A 14,548-nucleotide genomic window follows, 5' to 3' on the forward strand; every position below is an offset into this window, starting at 1 on the left:
GCCAAAATATTCTTGCTACACCAAGCCTATACAAATTTCGAGCAGGTTTTATTTCATGCCGGAACGTAATCCTCGCGCTTTTTCACCCACGCGATGACACGGGTCGTTACCGGAAGCAGCACAATTTCAATCAGGGTCTTCCACACAAAACCCACGGCCACGTAGTTAAAGAACCCACCGATGGAATCCACGCCAATCACTGATGCCGCGATGGCGCAAAACAGTACCGTATCGCCCAATTCGCCCACCACGGTGGATGCGATCAAACGGGTTTTGAGCTTGCCCTCACCGGAACGCTTTTTCATGGCATTCATAATCCAGGCGTTGAGCAGCTGGCCTACGAGGTAGCCAGCCAGGGAGGCGAGAACAATCTGCGGTACGAGCCCCAAGGTGGCAGCGAAGGCTTCTTGGCCTTCATAAAAGCTTGCCGATGGCAGCCAGATCGCAATATAAAAACACACCACGGCCAAAATAGCCATGCAAAAGCCGATGTAGATAGCGCGCCGGGTGGATTTGAACCCGTAGCACTCAGCGAGCACGTCGCCGACGATATAGGCCAAGGGGAACAGGAAAAATGCGCCGTCCGTAATGAGCGGGCCTAGGGCAACGCCTTTGGTGGCGTTGATATTGGAAATTAAAAAGACGACGACAAACACCGTGACCAACCACGGATACAGGGTGGACTGTACCGGGATGAATCGGATGCTCTCGCCGCCATTGTCTGCGGTTGCGGTTGCCGATTTACTTGTCATGGAATACATCATCGCACCTGGAGCCGTAACCTAGAAATTATGCAATCTCCGCCACGAAGCAACGAACCCAGCGCAAGCAACGAGAAGCAGTCCGGTACGCAGCCGGGCAGGCACCGGAGCCAGCCACAGGGCACCTCGCAGAATGCACCGCAGAGCGCCTCGCAAGGCGCGGGACGGTATGCCCCAAGTCCTTCCGGAGACCTGCACTTTGGCAACCTGCGCACCGCCTTGTTGTCGTGGTTATATGCGCGCAGCACCGGGCGACAATTTTTCATGCGGGTAGAAGATATTGATCAGCAGCGCTCGTCGATGGATGCTGCCCAGCACCAGCTCGAAGATTTAGACCACCTCGGCCTGGAATGGGACGGCGAGGTCATCTACCAGCAAGATCGTTACAGCGCTTATGAGGAAGCGCTGGCGAGGTTGCCGCACTATGAGTGCTATTGCTCGCGCAAGGATATTCAGGAAGCATCGCGCGCTCCACATGCCATCCCCGGGCAGTATCCCGGTACATGTCGGAATTTAAGTGAAGAGGAAAGAAAAGCACAAAGAGCATTGCTTGTCGATGCCTCCCGTATCCCCGCTTTACGCCTGCGCTCCGAGGTGTCCAGCTTTACCGTCCATGATGAGCTGGCAGGTAACTACACTGGCGAGGTCGATGACATGATCTTGCGTCGCGGCGGCAATGCCAATCAAATGGGTCCACTGGGGCCTGATTGGGCCTATAACCTCGCGGTTGTCGTCGATGACGGCGAGCAGGGCATCGACCAAGTCGTACGCGGTGATGACCTGCTATCTTCTGCACCGCGGCAAGCGTATTTAGCGCAGTTATTAGGCTATGACATCCCGCAGTACGTGCATGTCCCGCTGGTGCTCAACCACGAGGGCAAGCGCTTGGCCAAGCGGGATGGCGCAGTGACCTTGCGCGAGATGCTCGAAGAATCCGACCTCGCATCAATAATTGGCCACCTAGCGCAGTCCTTGGGGTATGAGGGAATTGGCAACGCCGATGAATTATTAGAGGCCTTTGACCCGGTGGAGTTTGCACAACATGGCTCCGCGCATAAGCCTTTTACCTGGACTAACCTGCTCTAAGACTGGGATTCGACATGGATGTTTTGATGATCCTCACCGGGTTGCTCGCCGCCACCGTGGGCGCAGTAGCGCTGGGAAATAAGACTGGCCTGCCTTGGCCCGCACTGTTGACGTTACTGACCACCGCGGTGGTCTTTATTCCGGGATTTACCACGTTTACCGTGCCCTCGGAGTTGATTTTGCCTATCTTCCTCCCGCCGCTGCTGTGGGCTCTAGCCCGGCGCACATCGTGGGGCGTGATTCGCGAGCAGTGGCGCACCATCTTGCTGCTCTCTGTGGTCTTGGTGGTACTCACCACGGCCGGGGTCGGTGTTGCGGCCTATTTCTGGTTGCCTGGCATCGGTCTCGCGGGCGCTATTCTCATCGGCGCTGCCATCGCGCCGCCTGATCCCGTCGCGGTGGAAGCCGTGGCGGAGCCCGCCGGAATCCCGCACCGCATTACCACATCGCTGCAGACTGAAGGGCTTTTTAATGACGCCGCCTCGATTGTGTTATTTCACTTAGCGCTCTTTGCGATTACCGAAGGCGATGACCTTTCGGTGGCCGGCGGCGTGCTGAACTTTGTGTACTCATCAGTTGTGGCCGCCATTTTGGGCTTGGTGGTTGGCTGGGTCGCTGCCTGGTTTATGAAACACATCGATGACTCCACTGCACGCAATGCACTGACGTGGGTGATACCTTTCGGTACCTATATCACCGCTGAGTTTTTAGAGGCCTCCGGCGTTATTGCAGTGGTTATCGCTGCTATCGAGTTAAGCTCACGCGCGCCACTATTTGCCGAAGATCGTTCTTCAGGACGAAACTTCTGGGAAACCGCGGAGTTGTTATTTACCGGCGTCGCCTTTGGTCTCATTGGCATGTCGGTGCGCAATGCTATCGATGAAGTCGGCGCGGACCTGTGGCACTCCGTATTCGTCGGTGTTGGGCTATCAATAGTTGCCATCGTCATCCGCGGGGTGTGGATGTATATCGTCTGCCTGATCAATCAAAAGACCGGGCAGCGGCGAAGCGCACCGACTCGCTTGCAAGAAGTCCTGTTGATGACCTGGTCAGGAATGCGCGGGCTGGTTACCTTGGCGCTGATTTTGTCCATCCCCACTGGCGCTTTGGCCTACCACCATGAGCTTGCGGTTGTGGCCCTAACGGTGCTGCTTATCACCATGGTGATTCCGGGGCTGCTGCTGCCGTGGCTGATGAACCAACTGTCGCTGCAAACCCAATCCGAAGCCGCTGAGGACGCCATGCGCGCCGTGATCTCGGAACGCTCCCGCCAAGCAGCCATGCGCAGTTTGCGTGGCTACGCTGACACCCTCGATCCCGATATCGCAGCGGCCATTGATAACTGGTTTGAAGAAACCCTCGGCGCCGGTGACCTTTCTGCCGAAAACCGCAGCGTGCGTATGGAAAAGATCAAACGTGCTCGCAAGGAAGCCAGCAAAGCACGGGAAGTAGCACTACTGGCTTCACAACAAGAGCTCATACACATGCGCAATAACCGCGAATACAACCCCGTGCTCGTGGATGAAATCCTCGGTGAAGTGGATCGCGCACTGCTGACGGTGAAAGACCGGCAGTAATTAAGTACTTCTGGCTACACTGGCGGCCATGGATGGGCAGGGAATTTATGAATACGCCGAACTCGATAACAGCATGGACTATCTATACGAGTTCTTCGACAAGGACCTCAAAGACCGCCTCGATATTGAACGGCAATACATTCCCGAAGGATTAGAAGATCTGATCGGGGATAATTCTCTGCTCGACTACGTCTGGCTGTGGATTAAAGACACTGGTCCACGTGGTTTCCGCCAGTACCTCTTCGATGGCGGTTATGGAGAACCGGACGTAACCGAAGCCTTTTTGGCCAAGCGTCAGGAGTGGGGAATGAATACGCCACCGCACTTGGAGTGGCTCGCGCAAGATGAGTTCGATGAGCAATCGCTCAAGGTCTAAGTCGCGCTGCTGAGCTGTGCTTGCGTACGCTGCTGGGCCTAGAACTCAACGGGCCCGGAAAACTTAAAAGGGACCCCGCGCACCCGACAGAGCCTGCTGACCCTTGCTGCATTCCTGCCCTGGGGGAGTTCACAGGATGACGCCACGCGGAATCCTGTTCTAGAGCCTAGCGCTTTGTCGGCCGCAATATCAAATGCAGAAAAGTAGCGCGGGTTTCTAGGTATTGAGGCGAAATGCGGAGCGAGTTTATCGCCGCGAAGTAATCGAGAAGCAATTAATCAGCGGAGTGCAGAAGATGGTTTCAGTTATTTCGTGGAAAAGCGTGTTGACCAGCTGATTTTGTTTCAACTTACCTGTGCTGATAATGTTTCCCCTTGGAGGATTCGACTAGCGGCCTATGTCACACGCCTGGAACGCGTGCGGGGTTCACGCCCCTCGTGGGTTCAAATCCCACATCCTCCGCCAGAGAAAATCTCGGGTTACTGCACTTAGTGCGGGACCCGAGATTTTTGTTTGCCTGCTCTTTCTAGCTTCGCTTTTGAAGTCTTTCAGCCCCTCTTTAAGTTTCTTGGTAAGTGGCTGCCCGCAAATGCGGGGATGTGCGCCCAGCGGTCGTATTAATTGGCTACTATTGGACTCCACATAGGGCCTTATACAGAACCGAAAGGTAGGCGAGCACGTCTCATGTCGCTGCTTGAACTTGACTCTGATCAGCTCAAAGAATTAGCTGACCGCACGCGCACACAATATGAAGAGCTCAAGGCTAAAGGTCTCAAGCTGGATCTGACTCGCGGCAAGCCGTCCGCTGAACAGCTGGACATAGCCAATGAGCTGCTAGCCCTGCCCGGCGAAGACAACTACACCGATAAAAATGGCGCGGATCTGCGCAATTACGGCAATGGCGAAGGCATCGCCGATATCCGTGAGCTGTGGGGCGAGCTGCTCGGTATCAACCCAGCGCAATTGCTGGCTGCGGATTCCTCGTCGTTGAATATCCAATTCGACTTGATCTCTTGGTCTTGCGCATTTGGCAACAACGATTCGGAGCAGCCATGGTTTGCGGACGAAAAGCGCAAGTGGATCTGTCCGGTGCCGGGCTACGATCGCCACCACACCATCTCCGAGCAATTCGGCTTTGAAAACGTCACGGTCCCCATGCTGGATGATGGCCCAGATGTTGACGCCATTGCGGAACTGGTCAAAGACCCCTCCGTGAAGGGGATGTGGGCGGTTCCTACTTTCTCTAACCCGACTGGGGTGACGTTTAGCAAGGAAAGCATCGACAAGCTGGCGTCGATGGAAACTGCTGCGCCGGATTTCCGCATCATGTGGGATAACGCGTATGCCGTGCACACCTTGACTGATGAATTCCCGGAAATTGTTGATGTGTTGGACATCGCGGAAAAGGCCGGCAACCCGAACCGTTTCTGGGTACTGTCCTCGACCTCGAAGATCACCTTTGCTGGTGCTGGCGTGGCATTTTTTGCCTCCTCGAAAGAGAACCTGGATTGGTATTTGAGCATTGCCTCTGCCCGCGGCATTGGTCCTAATAAGCTCAACCAGCTGGCCCACGCGAAGTACTTCGGATCCGCCGAAGGAGTGCGCGCAATCATGCGCAAGCACTCCGGCATTTTGGCACCGAAGTTCAAAGCCGTGGAAAAGATCCTGGAAGAGCGCTTGGGTGAGTATGAAGTCGCGCGCTGGACGGAACCAGAAGGTGGCTACTTCATTTCCATGGACGTCATTGACGGCACGGCATCGCGCGTGTGGGAACTGGCAAAAGACGCCGGCATTGTGCTGACCAAGGCTGGTTCGGCATTTCCGGGCAATGATGACCCGAATGACCGCAACATTCGTCTGGCACCTTCTTTGCCACCACAAGAAGAAGTCGAAGAAGCCATGGATGGCGTGGCAACGTGTGTCCTGCTCGCTGCAATTGAGAAGTTGGGTGCCTAAATTAACCGCGAAGAAACTGCTGTTTGGCTCGATGACATCATCCCTGCTGACCTGGAATTTAAAAAGGTCGACGGCAGGCACTTAGGTCTTGCTGCGCTCGATGACGAGCAAAACCTTGCCGTGACCACACAGTTCGCCGATGTGGATACGGGCTTGGTCAAAGAAGGCTCGGATATGCCCGTGCGCTGTGAACTTATTGCGGTCGCGCGGGCACCGCAGGCCGCGGTTGCCGCGGCCGTAGTCGGGGTGGCGGCAAAGCTGGAGGAAGCCCAAGGTCAGATTCCTGCGCAGCCGGGTGTCTTAGTGCCGGATATTGATTCCGCACTGAACCAGGCGGCGGATATTACCGTGGCGCATGGCATGTTAATTGCACCGTATCTGTGGGGCGGACCGTCGCCGCAGGTGCAGGAAGAAGACCGTTTGACGCTGGGTCTGCAGCTGATCATGTTGACGCATGCTGAATATGCCTACGCTGTCGAAGAGGGCGTGGCAGCGATGCAGCAGGCAGTGGCTGAGTCCAACATTGACATCTTGGACTGGACTCGCGCAGATTCCTAGCCCCATGTCATAGAAGGTAGAATCACCACCGTGGCTTTATACCGGAAGTATCGTCCAGCAACTTTTGCTGAAGTCGTTGGGCAGGAACAAGTAACCCAACCGCTCTCAGCAGCACTCGATGCAGGGCGCATTAACCATGCGTACCTATTTTCCGGTCCGCGCGGCTGCGGTAAGACCTCATCCGCGCGCATTATGGCGCGTTCCCTCAACTGCGTGCAAGGGCCGACCTCGCACCCATGTGGTGAGTGCGCCAGCTGTATTTCCCTAGCCCCAGGTGGCCCTGGCAACCTGGATGTCACGGAGTTGGATGCGGCGTCGCACAACTCGGTAGAAGATATGCGTGAGCTGCGTGAGCGCGCGTATTACGCACCGGCGGATTCCCGCTACCGCATCTTTATTATCGATGAGGCCCACATGGTGACCAACCAGGGCTTTAACGCATTGCTCAAGATTGTGGAGGAGCCACCAGAGCACCTCATCTTCATTTTTGCGACCACGGAGCCAGACAAAGTCATTGGCACCATCCGCTCGCGTACGCACCACTACCCGTTCCGCCTGCTCACCCCGCCGGCGATGAAGGGGCTGTTGGAGCGCACCGTTGCGGCAGAGGGCTTGTACGTTGAAGACTCCGTGTACCCGATGGTCATTTCCGCTGGTGGCGGTTCACCGCGCGATACGCTGTCGATTTTGGATCAGCTCTTGGCGGGTTCCGGGCCTGATGGGCTGACCTACGCCATTGCGCGGCCATTGTTGGGTGTTACCGATGAAACCTTGTTGGATGACACCATCGCCGCGCTGGCCCAAGGCGATAAGGCAGCGTTGTTTAAACACGTCGATGCCGTGATTGAAGCCGGGCATGAACCGCGCCGTTTTGCGGTGGACTTGCTCGGCCGTCTGCGCGATTTGATGATCTTGCAAGCAGTTCCGGATGCCATTTCCGCAGGGCTTGTCGATGCCCCCGTTGACCGCGGCCAAACGCTGACCGAGCAGGCTCAGTTGTTCAATGGCGCCCAGCTGGCGCACTATGCCGCGACTGTCAATGAACAAATCGGCGCTTTACGCGGTGCGACATCGCCGCGTTTATTGCTCGAAATCCTTTGTGCGCATTTGGTGATGGAGCCAACCACGACTGATGTTGCTGCCGCTGATGCCCCAGCGACTGGTCCCGCGCCTAGCGTTTCCTCCTCAGCCGGAGCGAACACACATGGCCAATCCACTGGACAACCAGGCACCAGTGCCGCATCTGCGGGCAATGCTCCGTCTGGCATCGCCGCTGCCCAACAAGCAGCCGCTGCGATTGCCGCACGCCGCAACCAGCAGCGTGACCAAACACAGCAAGGTGCCCAGAGCCCGTCAGCTGCCCAGCCGCGTCCGGCGCAGGCCCCACAGCAACAGGCGCCAGCGCAGCCGCAGGCACCTGCACAACCGCAGGCTCCAAGCCAGTCAAGCTCGCCTGCTGCACCTCAGCAACCTGCAGAGCAGCCAACGCATACACAGCCTGCACAGCAGCAACCTGCAGAGCAGCAATCAGCTGCACAGCAAGTGCCAGCGCCACAGCCGCAGGCTGGTTCGCAGCAGGAAGATTCACGTCCTGAGACTTCGCAGCACGAGCAGTCTGTGCGCGACGATGCACCACAAACGGATGCTCAGCCAGCGCAACAGGAGCAGTCGCAGCAGCCAGCACCTGGGGAAGGGCCAGCGGAGGAGCCGGCGGATACTCCATCTGCAGAACCTACGGCACCTGCCGCAGAAGCCGAGTCGGTGCAGGAAGCACAGGCGTCGCAAAGCCCCGATCAATTGGTGGAGCAGCTGCGCAATAATTGGCAGCAGCTGCGCGCTAGCGTGTCCAAACGCAATAAGATTGCCGGCATCATGCTCACCGAAGCGCGCGTTTTGGGATTGCGCGATGACACCTTAGTGCTTGGTCACACCACAGGTGCGCTGGCAGAGCGGTTGAATGCGCCAGCAAATAACAAAGATATTGTCGCGGTGGTCTCCGAAGAAGCCGGACATCAGTTGGCGGTCAATTGCATCGTGGGCACGGATCCGGAAGCTGCCGGATTTAGTGGACAAAAACCAAAACCTCAGACCTGGAATCCTCGGGCTGCGCAGGCACCCCAGGCTGCCACGCGGGAGACTGGTGATGATGATCAGGAGTCAGAGAGTCCTAGGGACTACAACAATTCCGCTCCTTCCCAGCCAGCGGATAAGTCTGTAGAAAACCAGGATCGAAACAACCGTCCAGCACAAGAGCCATCCGGATGGGGAGCTCCGCGTGCTCTGGGTGGTGAAGGCGCTGCGCCACAAGCATCGTCGCCACAGCAATCGGGCTCGCAGTCCACGGGCTCGCAGCCCAGGGACGCACAGCCTTCGCCGACGCCACCTGCAGCGGCGCAACCTACGTCGGCACCACACGACAGTGCACCAAACCGCACGGCGCCCAACCAGGCGCAGGCGCAATCAGAAGCCCCTGCGCAGGCACCAGCGCAAGCGCAGCCGGCACAGGATGATTGGCGCGCACGTATTGCCCAAGCCAAGGCTCAGACTCAGCAGCGTGAAGAGGAGCTGCGCAACTCGGGCACTTTCAGTGACGGTCGGCCGCTGCCGCCGGACCCAGGCCCAGATTCCTACCCAGAGTATGAATCGGTGCCTCCAGAAGATGCGTATCCACCATCCCCATCTCAACCGGCTGCAACGCCGCAACAGGCACCGGCGCCGAATTCTGGACGCAACCAGGGCGGATTTGGCGGCGGTGGGCAGCAACAAGCACAGGCGCCAGCGCCATCACAGCAGCAGGGGGCACCTGCACAGCGCTCAGCTCCTCCTGCTGGAGGACAGCAGAGCGCAGGTGCGTCGTCTGCCGGGTATTCCCGCGAGGCGCAAGAAAACGAGATGATGGACGATGCTCGTGAGCAAGGCCAATTGGATCGGCGCAGTGCCACTGAAGTGGCCATGGAATTGTTGGAAAGAGAACTCGGAGCCCGCAAGCTGTAGCATGTGACACGGTGTGCGTTGGCTGTTAGTGATCACGGCCTACTTTTCCGGGACGATGGCGGTCAAGCCGGTACACTCAATCGTAGAAACGCTGTATAAAAAACGCACTTATGGAAGGCGCACTATGACTACTCCAGATAACTCCACCCCAGACATGAATGACATCTTGGCGCAGGCTGCACGCGTGCAGGCAGAGTTGCAAAAGGCACAGGAAGAAATCCTGGCTACCAAGGTGGAAGGTACCGCCGGCAACGGCCTAGTAACCGTGACCATGACCGGTGGTGCAGAGCTCGTTGATTTGAAGATTGATAAGTCAGTTGTCGATCCAGAAGACGTAGAAACCTTGCAGGACCTCGTCTTCGGCGCTTTCAAAGATGCGCACGAAAAGGCCGGCCAGCTGGCACAAGATAAGATTGGCCCACTGTCGCAGGGCATGAACGATGGCGGCATGTCGGGCATGTTCGGCTAAGCTGAACTAGTTTCCACTTCTATAGACCGCGTGCGTTTTACGATAGTGAAACGGATGCGGTCTATAGGTGTTTTACCGCCCACCGTGCATCATGGTGTGGCGTAGATGATTGTGATGAAGGGACGTTAATAAGCGTGTTTGAAGGCCCGTTGCAAGACCTCATTGATGAGTTGTCGCGACTTCCTGGCGTGGGTCCCAAAAGCGCGCAAAGAATCGCCTTCCACGTGTTGCACATGGATCCGGAAGATATTGACCGGCTCTCCAGTGCTTTAGTGGCAGTGCGCGATGGCGTGACATTTTGTCGAATCTGCTGCAATATCTCGCGTGAATCTGTCTGCCGTATCTGCGTTAATTCTCAACGTGATCGCGGCACCATCTGCGTGGTGGAAGAACCGAAAGATATCCAGGTCATTGAGCGGACCGGAGAATATCAAGGCCGCTACCACGTGCTCGGCGGTGCCTTGGATCCCTTGGCAAATATCGGGCCGAAGGATTTGAATATCTCCCAGCTGTTGCAGCGCATCGGCGGGGTACTACCCGATCGTGAGCTGGCGGATTCCACCAAGGAAAATCCGCAATACGATGAAACCCCGGATGTCACGGAAGTCATCTTGGCCACGGATCCCAATACCGAAGGTGAAGCGACAGCAGCATACTTGGTGCGTTTGCTGCGCGATTTCCCAGACTTGAAAATCACGCGCCTGGCCTCAGGCATGCCCTTGGGCGGCGACTTGGAATTCGTTGATGAGTTGACGCTCTCGCGTGCACTACAGGGCCGGTTGACGGTCTAAGGACTAGTTGGTCTGCTGGGAGTAAAGCTGTGCGTAGGCGCCGTCTTTATCGAGTAGTTCTGCGTGCGTGCCGGATTCGATGATCTGGCCGTGGTCAATAACAAAGATGCGGTCAGCGCCTTCAATCGTAGAAAGCCTGTGGGCAATCGCGATGGTGGTGCGCCCCTCCGCGGCCGTATCGAGGGCATGCTGCACGGCACGTTCATTGACGGTATCTAATGCACTCGTGGCTTCATCCAAAACCAATACCCGCGGGTTCTTTAACAGCACGCGCGCAATCGCAATGCGTTGTTTTTCGCCGCCGGATAGGCGGTACCCGCGCTCGCCCACGATTGTGTCGTAGCCGGTATCAAAATTCGTGATGGTCTCATGAATATTGGCCAAACGTGCCGCGTGCTCCAAGTCTTCTTGGCTGGCATCGGGCTTGCCATAGCGCAGGTTATCCGCGATGGACGCGTGGAAAAGATATGGCTCTTGGGTGACCACGCCGATGTGGTCCATAAGCTCTTCTTGTTTGAGTGTGCGCACATCATCACCGGCATAAGAAACGGTGCCGGAGGTGGCATCATAAAGCCGGGGGATGAGATTGCCAATGGTGGTCTTACCGGATCCGGAGGCTCCGACAAAGGCCACAAACTGCCCGGGCTCGATATCAAAGGAAACATCATCCAGCGTGGGCGGTGAATCAGGTGATGCATCGGAATAGCGGAAGCTGACGTGATCGAATGCAACGTGCCCAGCCTTACCGGGAGAATCGGATGGCGATGTGGCATCTGGGGCATCGACGATGCCGGGCTGCAAGTCGAGGTATTCAAAGATACGCGCAAATAACGCCGAGGAAGTTTGCAGATCCAAGGCCACGCGCATCAACCCCATCATGGGAAAGAGCAGGCGCGATTGCACGGTGGTAAAAGCCACGATGGTTCCGGCAGTAATGCCGGCTGCCCCAAACGCGAAAGCGCCATCACTTCCGGCCGTCAACAGCCATCCAGAAGCTAGGTAGACAATGGCAGGAACCGCAGACATAAACACTTGCACGACGCCGAAAAAGAGCTGGCCAGTCATTGCTTGGCGCACCTGCAAGGAGATCTGCCGGGCATTTTCATCAGCGTAGCGGGTAATTTCAGCACTTTGCCGCGAGTAAGTCTTGGCCAATAGCACACCAGAAACCGACAAGGTTTCTTGCGTAATCGCGGACATCTCCGATAGTGATTCTTGGGTTTGGCCTGCAATCCGGGCGCGGATTTGGCCCACGCGACGCTGCCCCCACACCAAAAGCGGCAGGACTATAAACGCAATGATGGTTAGCTGCCAGCTCAACAGCACCATGGCGATAAAGGCAGAGATGACCGTGACGGTATTGCCAATAACGCTGGAGATCGTATTCGACAGCACGCCCGCAACACCGCCGACGTCGTTGTTCAGCCGCGATTGGATGACACCAGTTTTGGTGCGGGTGAAAAATGCCAGCTCCATAGACTGCAGGTGAGAAAAGAGCCGAATGCGTAAATCGCCCATGACTCGATTGCCCACGCGTGCGGTGTAATAGGCCTGCACGATGGAAATCAGCTGGATGATGATAAGAATCCCCAGCATGGTGCCAACGAGTTTGAGCAGGACCGGCATATTCGGCCCGCCGGTGCCGGGGAAGAGCCCATCATCGAAGACGCGCTGGGTGAGCAATGGCGGAATAATTCCCAACCCTGCCGAGAGCAGCACCATGACGATGATGATGGAGATGTGCACCCGGTAGGGGCGAAAGAGCGCGGCGATGCGACCGCCAAGATCGTGAATTTTCGGCGCTTGACGGTTAATTTCTTTTTGGGCTTGATGATCAGCCTTGGACACGCGCGCGCCTCGCGGTCCACCACCTGAACGCATAGTCATGTCCCCGCCAAGATTACTCGCTTTTTACCGGGGACAACGGTGGCGAGGCTAGCTGCGCAAACGCTCCGCGCGCAGTTGTTCGATAGCGGGCAAATCCAACGGTTCCAAATCTTCTAGGGTTTGGCCGGTGGCTTTGGCTAGGAGCAGGTCCGCCAACTGGGGGTTACGCGCTAGGCATGGCCCGTGCATGTAGGTGGCAATGACGCTGCCTTGCACAGCTCCTTCGCCGTGGCGCTGGGTCTTGCCATCACGCAAGTCAAAGGTGGCTGCTTCATCTGAGTTACCAGTACCGCGGGTAACCGTGCCCAAAGGCTGAGCCGAACTACCCAAAATGGTAGCGCCCAAGTGGTTTTCAAACCCGGTCAGAGGCTCGGTCAGACCAGCGGTAAAACCAACGCCGGTAGGAATAGACGCGACTTCGCCGATGGCGCGCTCGGCTAAGGGCGAGGTGGTGGCATCGATAAGCCCTAAGCCATCGACTACTCGGCCCGATGCGCGAAAGGATTCCCCGAGAACTTGCAAGCCTGCGCAGACCGCGAAGATTGGCCGTCCTGCCTGTGCCGCACGGGTAAGTCCTGGGTACTGCAGCAGGCGGTCGGCTGCGAGAATCTGCGCGGTATCTTCGCCACCGCCCACGGTGTAGAGATCCATGGTTTCCGGGATAGGGTCACCTAAATTGATGGGGTGAAATTCAGCCTTCCAGCCGCGCAGACGGGCACGCTGACGAAGTACGAGTGCATTGCCGTCATCACCGTAGGTTCCTAAGACATCGGGGAGCACGAGACCAATATTGAGCTCAATAGACATTTAGGACTCCTTTTCTTGGCGCTCGAGGGCCTTTTTCAGATCACGGAAAGCGGTGTAATTAGCCAGAACTTCCACGCGCCCCGGTGGGCACGCATCGATTGCTTCGACAGGATCGGGGATAAGTTCGTGGGTGATATCGGCATAGACCAAGCGCACCGCGAGGTCGGTTCCACGCTCGCCGGCGGCCTTGACGGATAGGTCATCGAAGTCTTCAAATTTCACATCCCACAGCCAGGACATATCCACACCATCGGCGACTTGGCCATTGGTGGCGATAACCAGGCCATCGGCGCTGCGGTCAATCATCGATAAAGCCTCTTGCCAACCTGCTGGGTTCTTAGCCAACAGCAGGCGGATTTCATGCTCGCCGCGGTGAATGGTGGAGTAGCGTCCTGCCACATCAGCAACCTTTTCAGCAGCGACGGTGGCCTCATCCACATCGACAGCAAATCCCTCTACGGCAGCAGCGATAGCTTGGGCAGCATTGCCACGATTCGCGCGGCCCGGAAGAGCGAGGTTGAGTTCCTTGTCTCCAGCGGGGGAGAACACGCCCTTATCATCGACTGCCCAGGAAGGCTGTGGGCGGCGGAATTCGCGGCCATCGGCAAGCTTTTTGACCGAGTACCAATCATCTTCCGTACGCACGATATGCCCACCTGTGCGCGGGCAACTTACGGAATCACCCAACCAACCCGCACCGGCGGACACCCACACGACGTTCGGGGCATCATATGCCACCGACGACATGAGCACGTCATCGCAGTTGGCAATGACCAACATGTCCGGGTTAGCTTCCACTGCGCCACGGAGAGCGCGTTCAATCTTGTTGATTTCACCGACGCGATCGAGCTGATCTCGCGAGAGGTTAAGCAACACCAGCGCCTGGGTGTTTAGCGCATCCGCCACGTGGGGGACGTGCAGCTCATCGACTTCTAAGACGATGTGGCTGGCATCCTCGCCGGCCATGAGCGCGGAGACAATGCCGGCGTCCATATTATCGCCGCCATCATTGGTAGCTATGGAATACTTGCTGCGCATCGCCGCCGCGAGCATGCGCGTGGTGGTGGATTTACCGTTGGTGCCAGTCACAATCACTGCTGGGCGATCACCGGCTAATTGCGTCATAATCGACGGGTCGATGGCACGGGCTACAAGGCCACCAATCATTCCGCCGGCGCCGCGGCCAGTCGCACGGGAGGCAAACGTAGCAAGGTGTGCTGCAGTCACCGCGGTTTTAGCGCGTAACTTCTTGATCTGTCGCGGCAGTTGAAAACTCATGGTTCTAG

At 57.1% G+C, this 14,548-nt stretch carries 12 protein-coding genes, 1 tRNA gene and 1 other RNA gene; 9 read left to right on the forward strand and 5 right to left on the reverse strand.

Going from position 1 to position 14,548, the window contains the following annotated elements; genetic code table 11:
- Positions 1-53: 53 nt before the first annotated feature.
- Positions 54-752 (reverse strand): queuosine precursor transporter, encoded by a 699-nt coding sequence (locus CAMM_RS01270; RefSeq protein WP_050759818.1) that lies wholly within the window; start codon positions 750-752, stop codon positions 54-56.
- 39 nt (positions 753-791) lie between these two features.
- Here CAMM_RS01270 and gluQRS point away from each other — a divergent pair, with 39 nt between their 5' ends.
- The 3 genes from gluQRS to CAMM_RS01285 are packed head-to-tail and all read left to right on the forward strand — an operon-like array spanning position 792 to position 3,800.
- Positions 792-1,847 (forward strand): tRNA glutamyl-Q(34) synthetase GluQRS, encoded by a 1,056-nt coding sequence (gene gluQRS, locus CAMM_RS01275; RefSeq protein WP_077715784.1) that lies wholly within the window; start codon positions 792-794, stop codon positions 1,845-1,847.
- A gap of 14 nt (positions 1,848-1,861) precedes the next feature.
- Positions 1,862-3,424: a cation:proton antiporter gene (locus CAMM_RS01280; protein ID WP_003846041.1), complete on the forward strand. Its 1,563-nt coding sequence runs from the start codon at positions 1,862-1,864 to the stop codon at positions 3,422-3,424.
- 28 nt (positions 3,425-3,452) lie between these two features.
- Entirely contained in the window at positions 3,453-3,800 is a 348-nt protein-coding gene (locus CAMM_RS01285) for a hypothetical protein (protein ID WP_003846043.1), read from the forward strand.
- A gap of 63 nt (positions 3,801-3,863) precedes the next feature.
- On the opposite strand, the gene ffs is transcribed toward CAMM_RS01285, so the two are convergent.
- Positions 3,864-3,959, reverse strand: an RNA gene (ffs, locus tag CAMM_RS01290) — signal recognition particle sRNA small type.
- Between the two features lie 217 nt (positions 3,960-4,176).
- Between ffs and CAMM_RS01295 the strand changes: the two genes are divergently transcribed.
- The 6 genes from CAMM_RS01295 (at position 4,177) to recR (ending at position 10,568) form a co-directional block, all read left to right on the forward strand.
- Positions 4,177-4,265, forward strand: a tRNA-Ser gene (locus CAMM_RS01295).
- Between the two features lie 219 nt (positions 4,266-4,484).
- Complete coding sequence (locus tag CAMM_RS01300; protein WP_003846045.1) at positions 4,485-5,756, forward strand: aspartate aminotransferase type Ic; 1,272 nt, start codon at positions 4,485-4,487, stop codon at positions 5,754-5,756.
- Positions 5,757-5,876: 120 nt separating this feature from the next.
- Positions 5,877-6,314, forward strand: coding sequence for a suppressor of fused domain protein (locus CAMM_RS01305; protein ID WP_003846047.1), 438 nt, complete (start codon positions 5,877-5,879; stop codon positions 6,312-6,314).
- Positions 6,315-6,344: 30 nt separating this feature from the next.
- On the forward strand, positions 6,345-9,308 hold the full coding sequence (locus CAMM_RS01310) for a DNA polymerase III subunit gamma and tau (protein WP_040354736.1): 2,964 nt from the start codon (positions 6,345-6,347) through the stop codon (positions 9,306-9,308).
- A 124-nt stretch (positions 9,309-9,432) separates the two neighbouring features.
- A complete protein-coding gene (locus CAMM_RS01315; RefSeq protein WP_040354740.1) occupies positions 9,433-9,777 on the forward strand; it encodes a YbaB/EbfC family nucleoid-associated protein in 345 nt (114 codons plus the stop codon).
- A 134-nt stretch (positions 9,778-9,911) separates the two neighbouring features.
- Complete coding sequence (gene recR / locus CAMM_RS01320) at positions 9,912-10,568, forward strand: recombination mediator RecR (protein ID WP_003846050.1); 657 nt, start codon at positions 9,912-9,914, stop codon at positions 10,566-10,568.
- Positions 10,569-10,571: 3 nt separating this feature from the next.
- On the opposite strand, the gene CAMM_RS01325 is transcribed toward recR, so the two are convergent.
- Genes CAMM_RS01325 through CAMM_RS01335 form a run of 3 tightly spaced genes read right to left on the reverse strand, consistent with a single transcriptional unit; the run spans position 10,572 to position 14,540 of the window.
- Positions 10,572-12,455, reverse strand: coding sequence for an ABC transporter ATP-binding protein (locus tag CAMM_RS01325; RefSeq protein ID WP_003846052.1), 1,884 nt, complete (start codon positions 12,453-12,455; stop codon positions 10,572-10,574).
- A 48-nt stretch (positions 12,456-12,503) separates the two neighbouring features.
- Complete coding sequence (locus tag CAMM_RS01330; protein ID WP_003846053.1) at positions 12,504-13,262, reverse strand: type 1 glutamine amidotransferase; 759 nt, start codon at positions 13,260-13,262, stop codon at positions 12,504-12,506.
- Positions 13,263-14,540 carry a Mur ligase family protein gene (locus CAMM_RS01335; RefSeq protein ID WP_003846055.1) on the reverse strand — a complete coding sequence of 426 codons (1,278 nt, stop codon included), beginning with the start codon at positions 14,538-14,540 and terminating at the stop codon, positions 13,263-13,265.
- Positions 14,541-14,548: the final 8 nt, after the last annotated feature.

Source organism: Corynebacterium ammoniagenes DSM 20306 (genome assembly GCF_001941425.1).
GTDB classification, from domain to species: Bacteria; Actinomycetota; Actinomycetes; order Mycobacteriales; family Mycobacteriaceae; genus Corynebacterium; species Corynebacterium ammoniagenes.

Coding starts and splice junctions, on each gene's coding strand:
- CAMM_RS01270 (WP_050759818.1), bottom strand. CDS start 752: ATGACAAGTAAATCGGCAACCGCAACCGCAGACAATGGCGGCGAGAGC.
- gluQRS (WP_077715784.1), top strand. CDS start 792: ATGCAATCTCCGCCACGAAGCAACGAACCCAGCGCAAGCAACGAGAAG.
- CAMM_RS01280 (WP_003846041.1), top strand. CDS start 1,862: ATGGATGTTTTGATGATCCTCACCGGGTTGCTCGCCGCCACCGTGGGC.
- CAMM_RS01285 (WP_003846043.1), top strand. CDS start 3,453: ATGGATGGGCAGGGAATTTATGAATACGCCGAACTCGATAACAGCATG.
- CAMM_RS01300 (WP_003846045.1), top strand. CDS start 4,485: ATGTCGCTGCTTGAACTTGACTCTGATCAGCTCAAAGAATTAGCTGAC.
- CAMM_RS01315 (WP_040354740.1), top strand. CDS start 9,433: ATGACTACTCCAGATAACTCCACCCCAGACATGAATGACATCTTGGCG.
- CAMM_RS01325 (WP_003846052.1), bottom strand. CDS start 12,455: ATGACTATGCGTTCAGGTGGTGGACCGCGAGGCGCGCGCGTGTCCAAG.
- CAMM_RS01330 (WP_003846053.1), bottom strand. CDS start 13,262: ATGTCTATTGAGCTCAATATTGGTCTCGTGCTCCCCGATGTCTTAGGA.
- CAMM_RS01335 (WP_003846055.1), bottom strand. CDS start 14,540: ATGAGTTTTCAACTGCCGCGACAGATCAAGAAGTTACGCGCTAAAACC.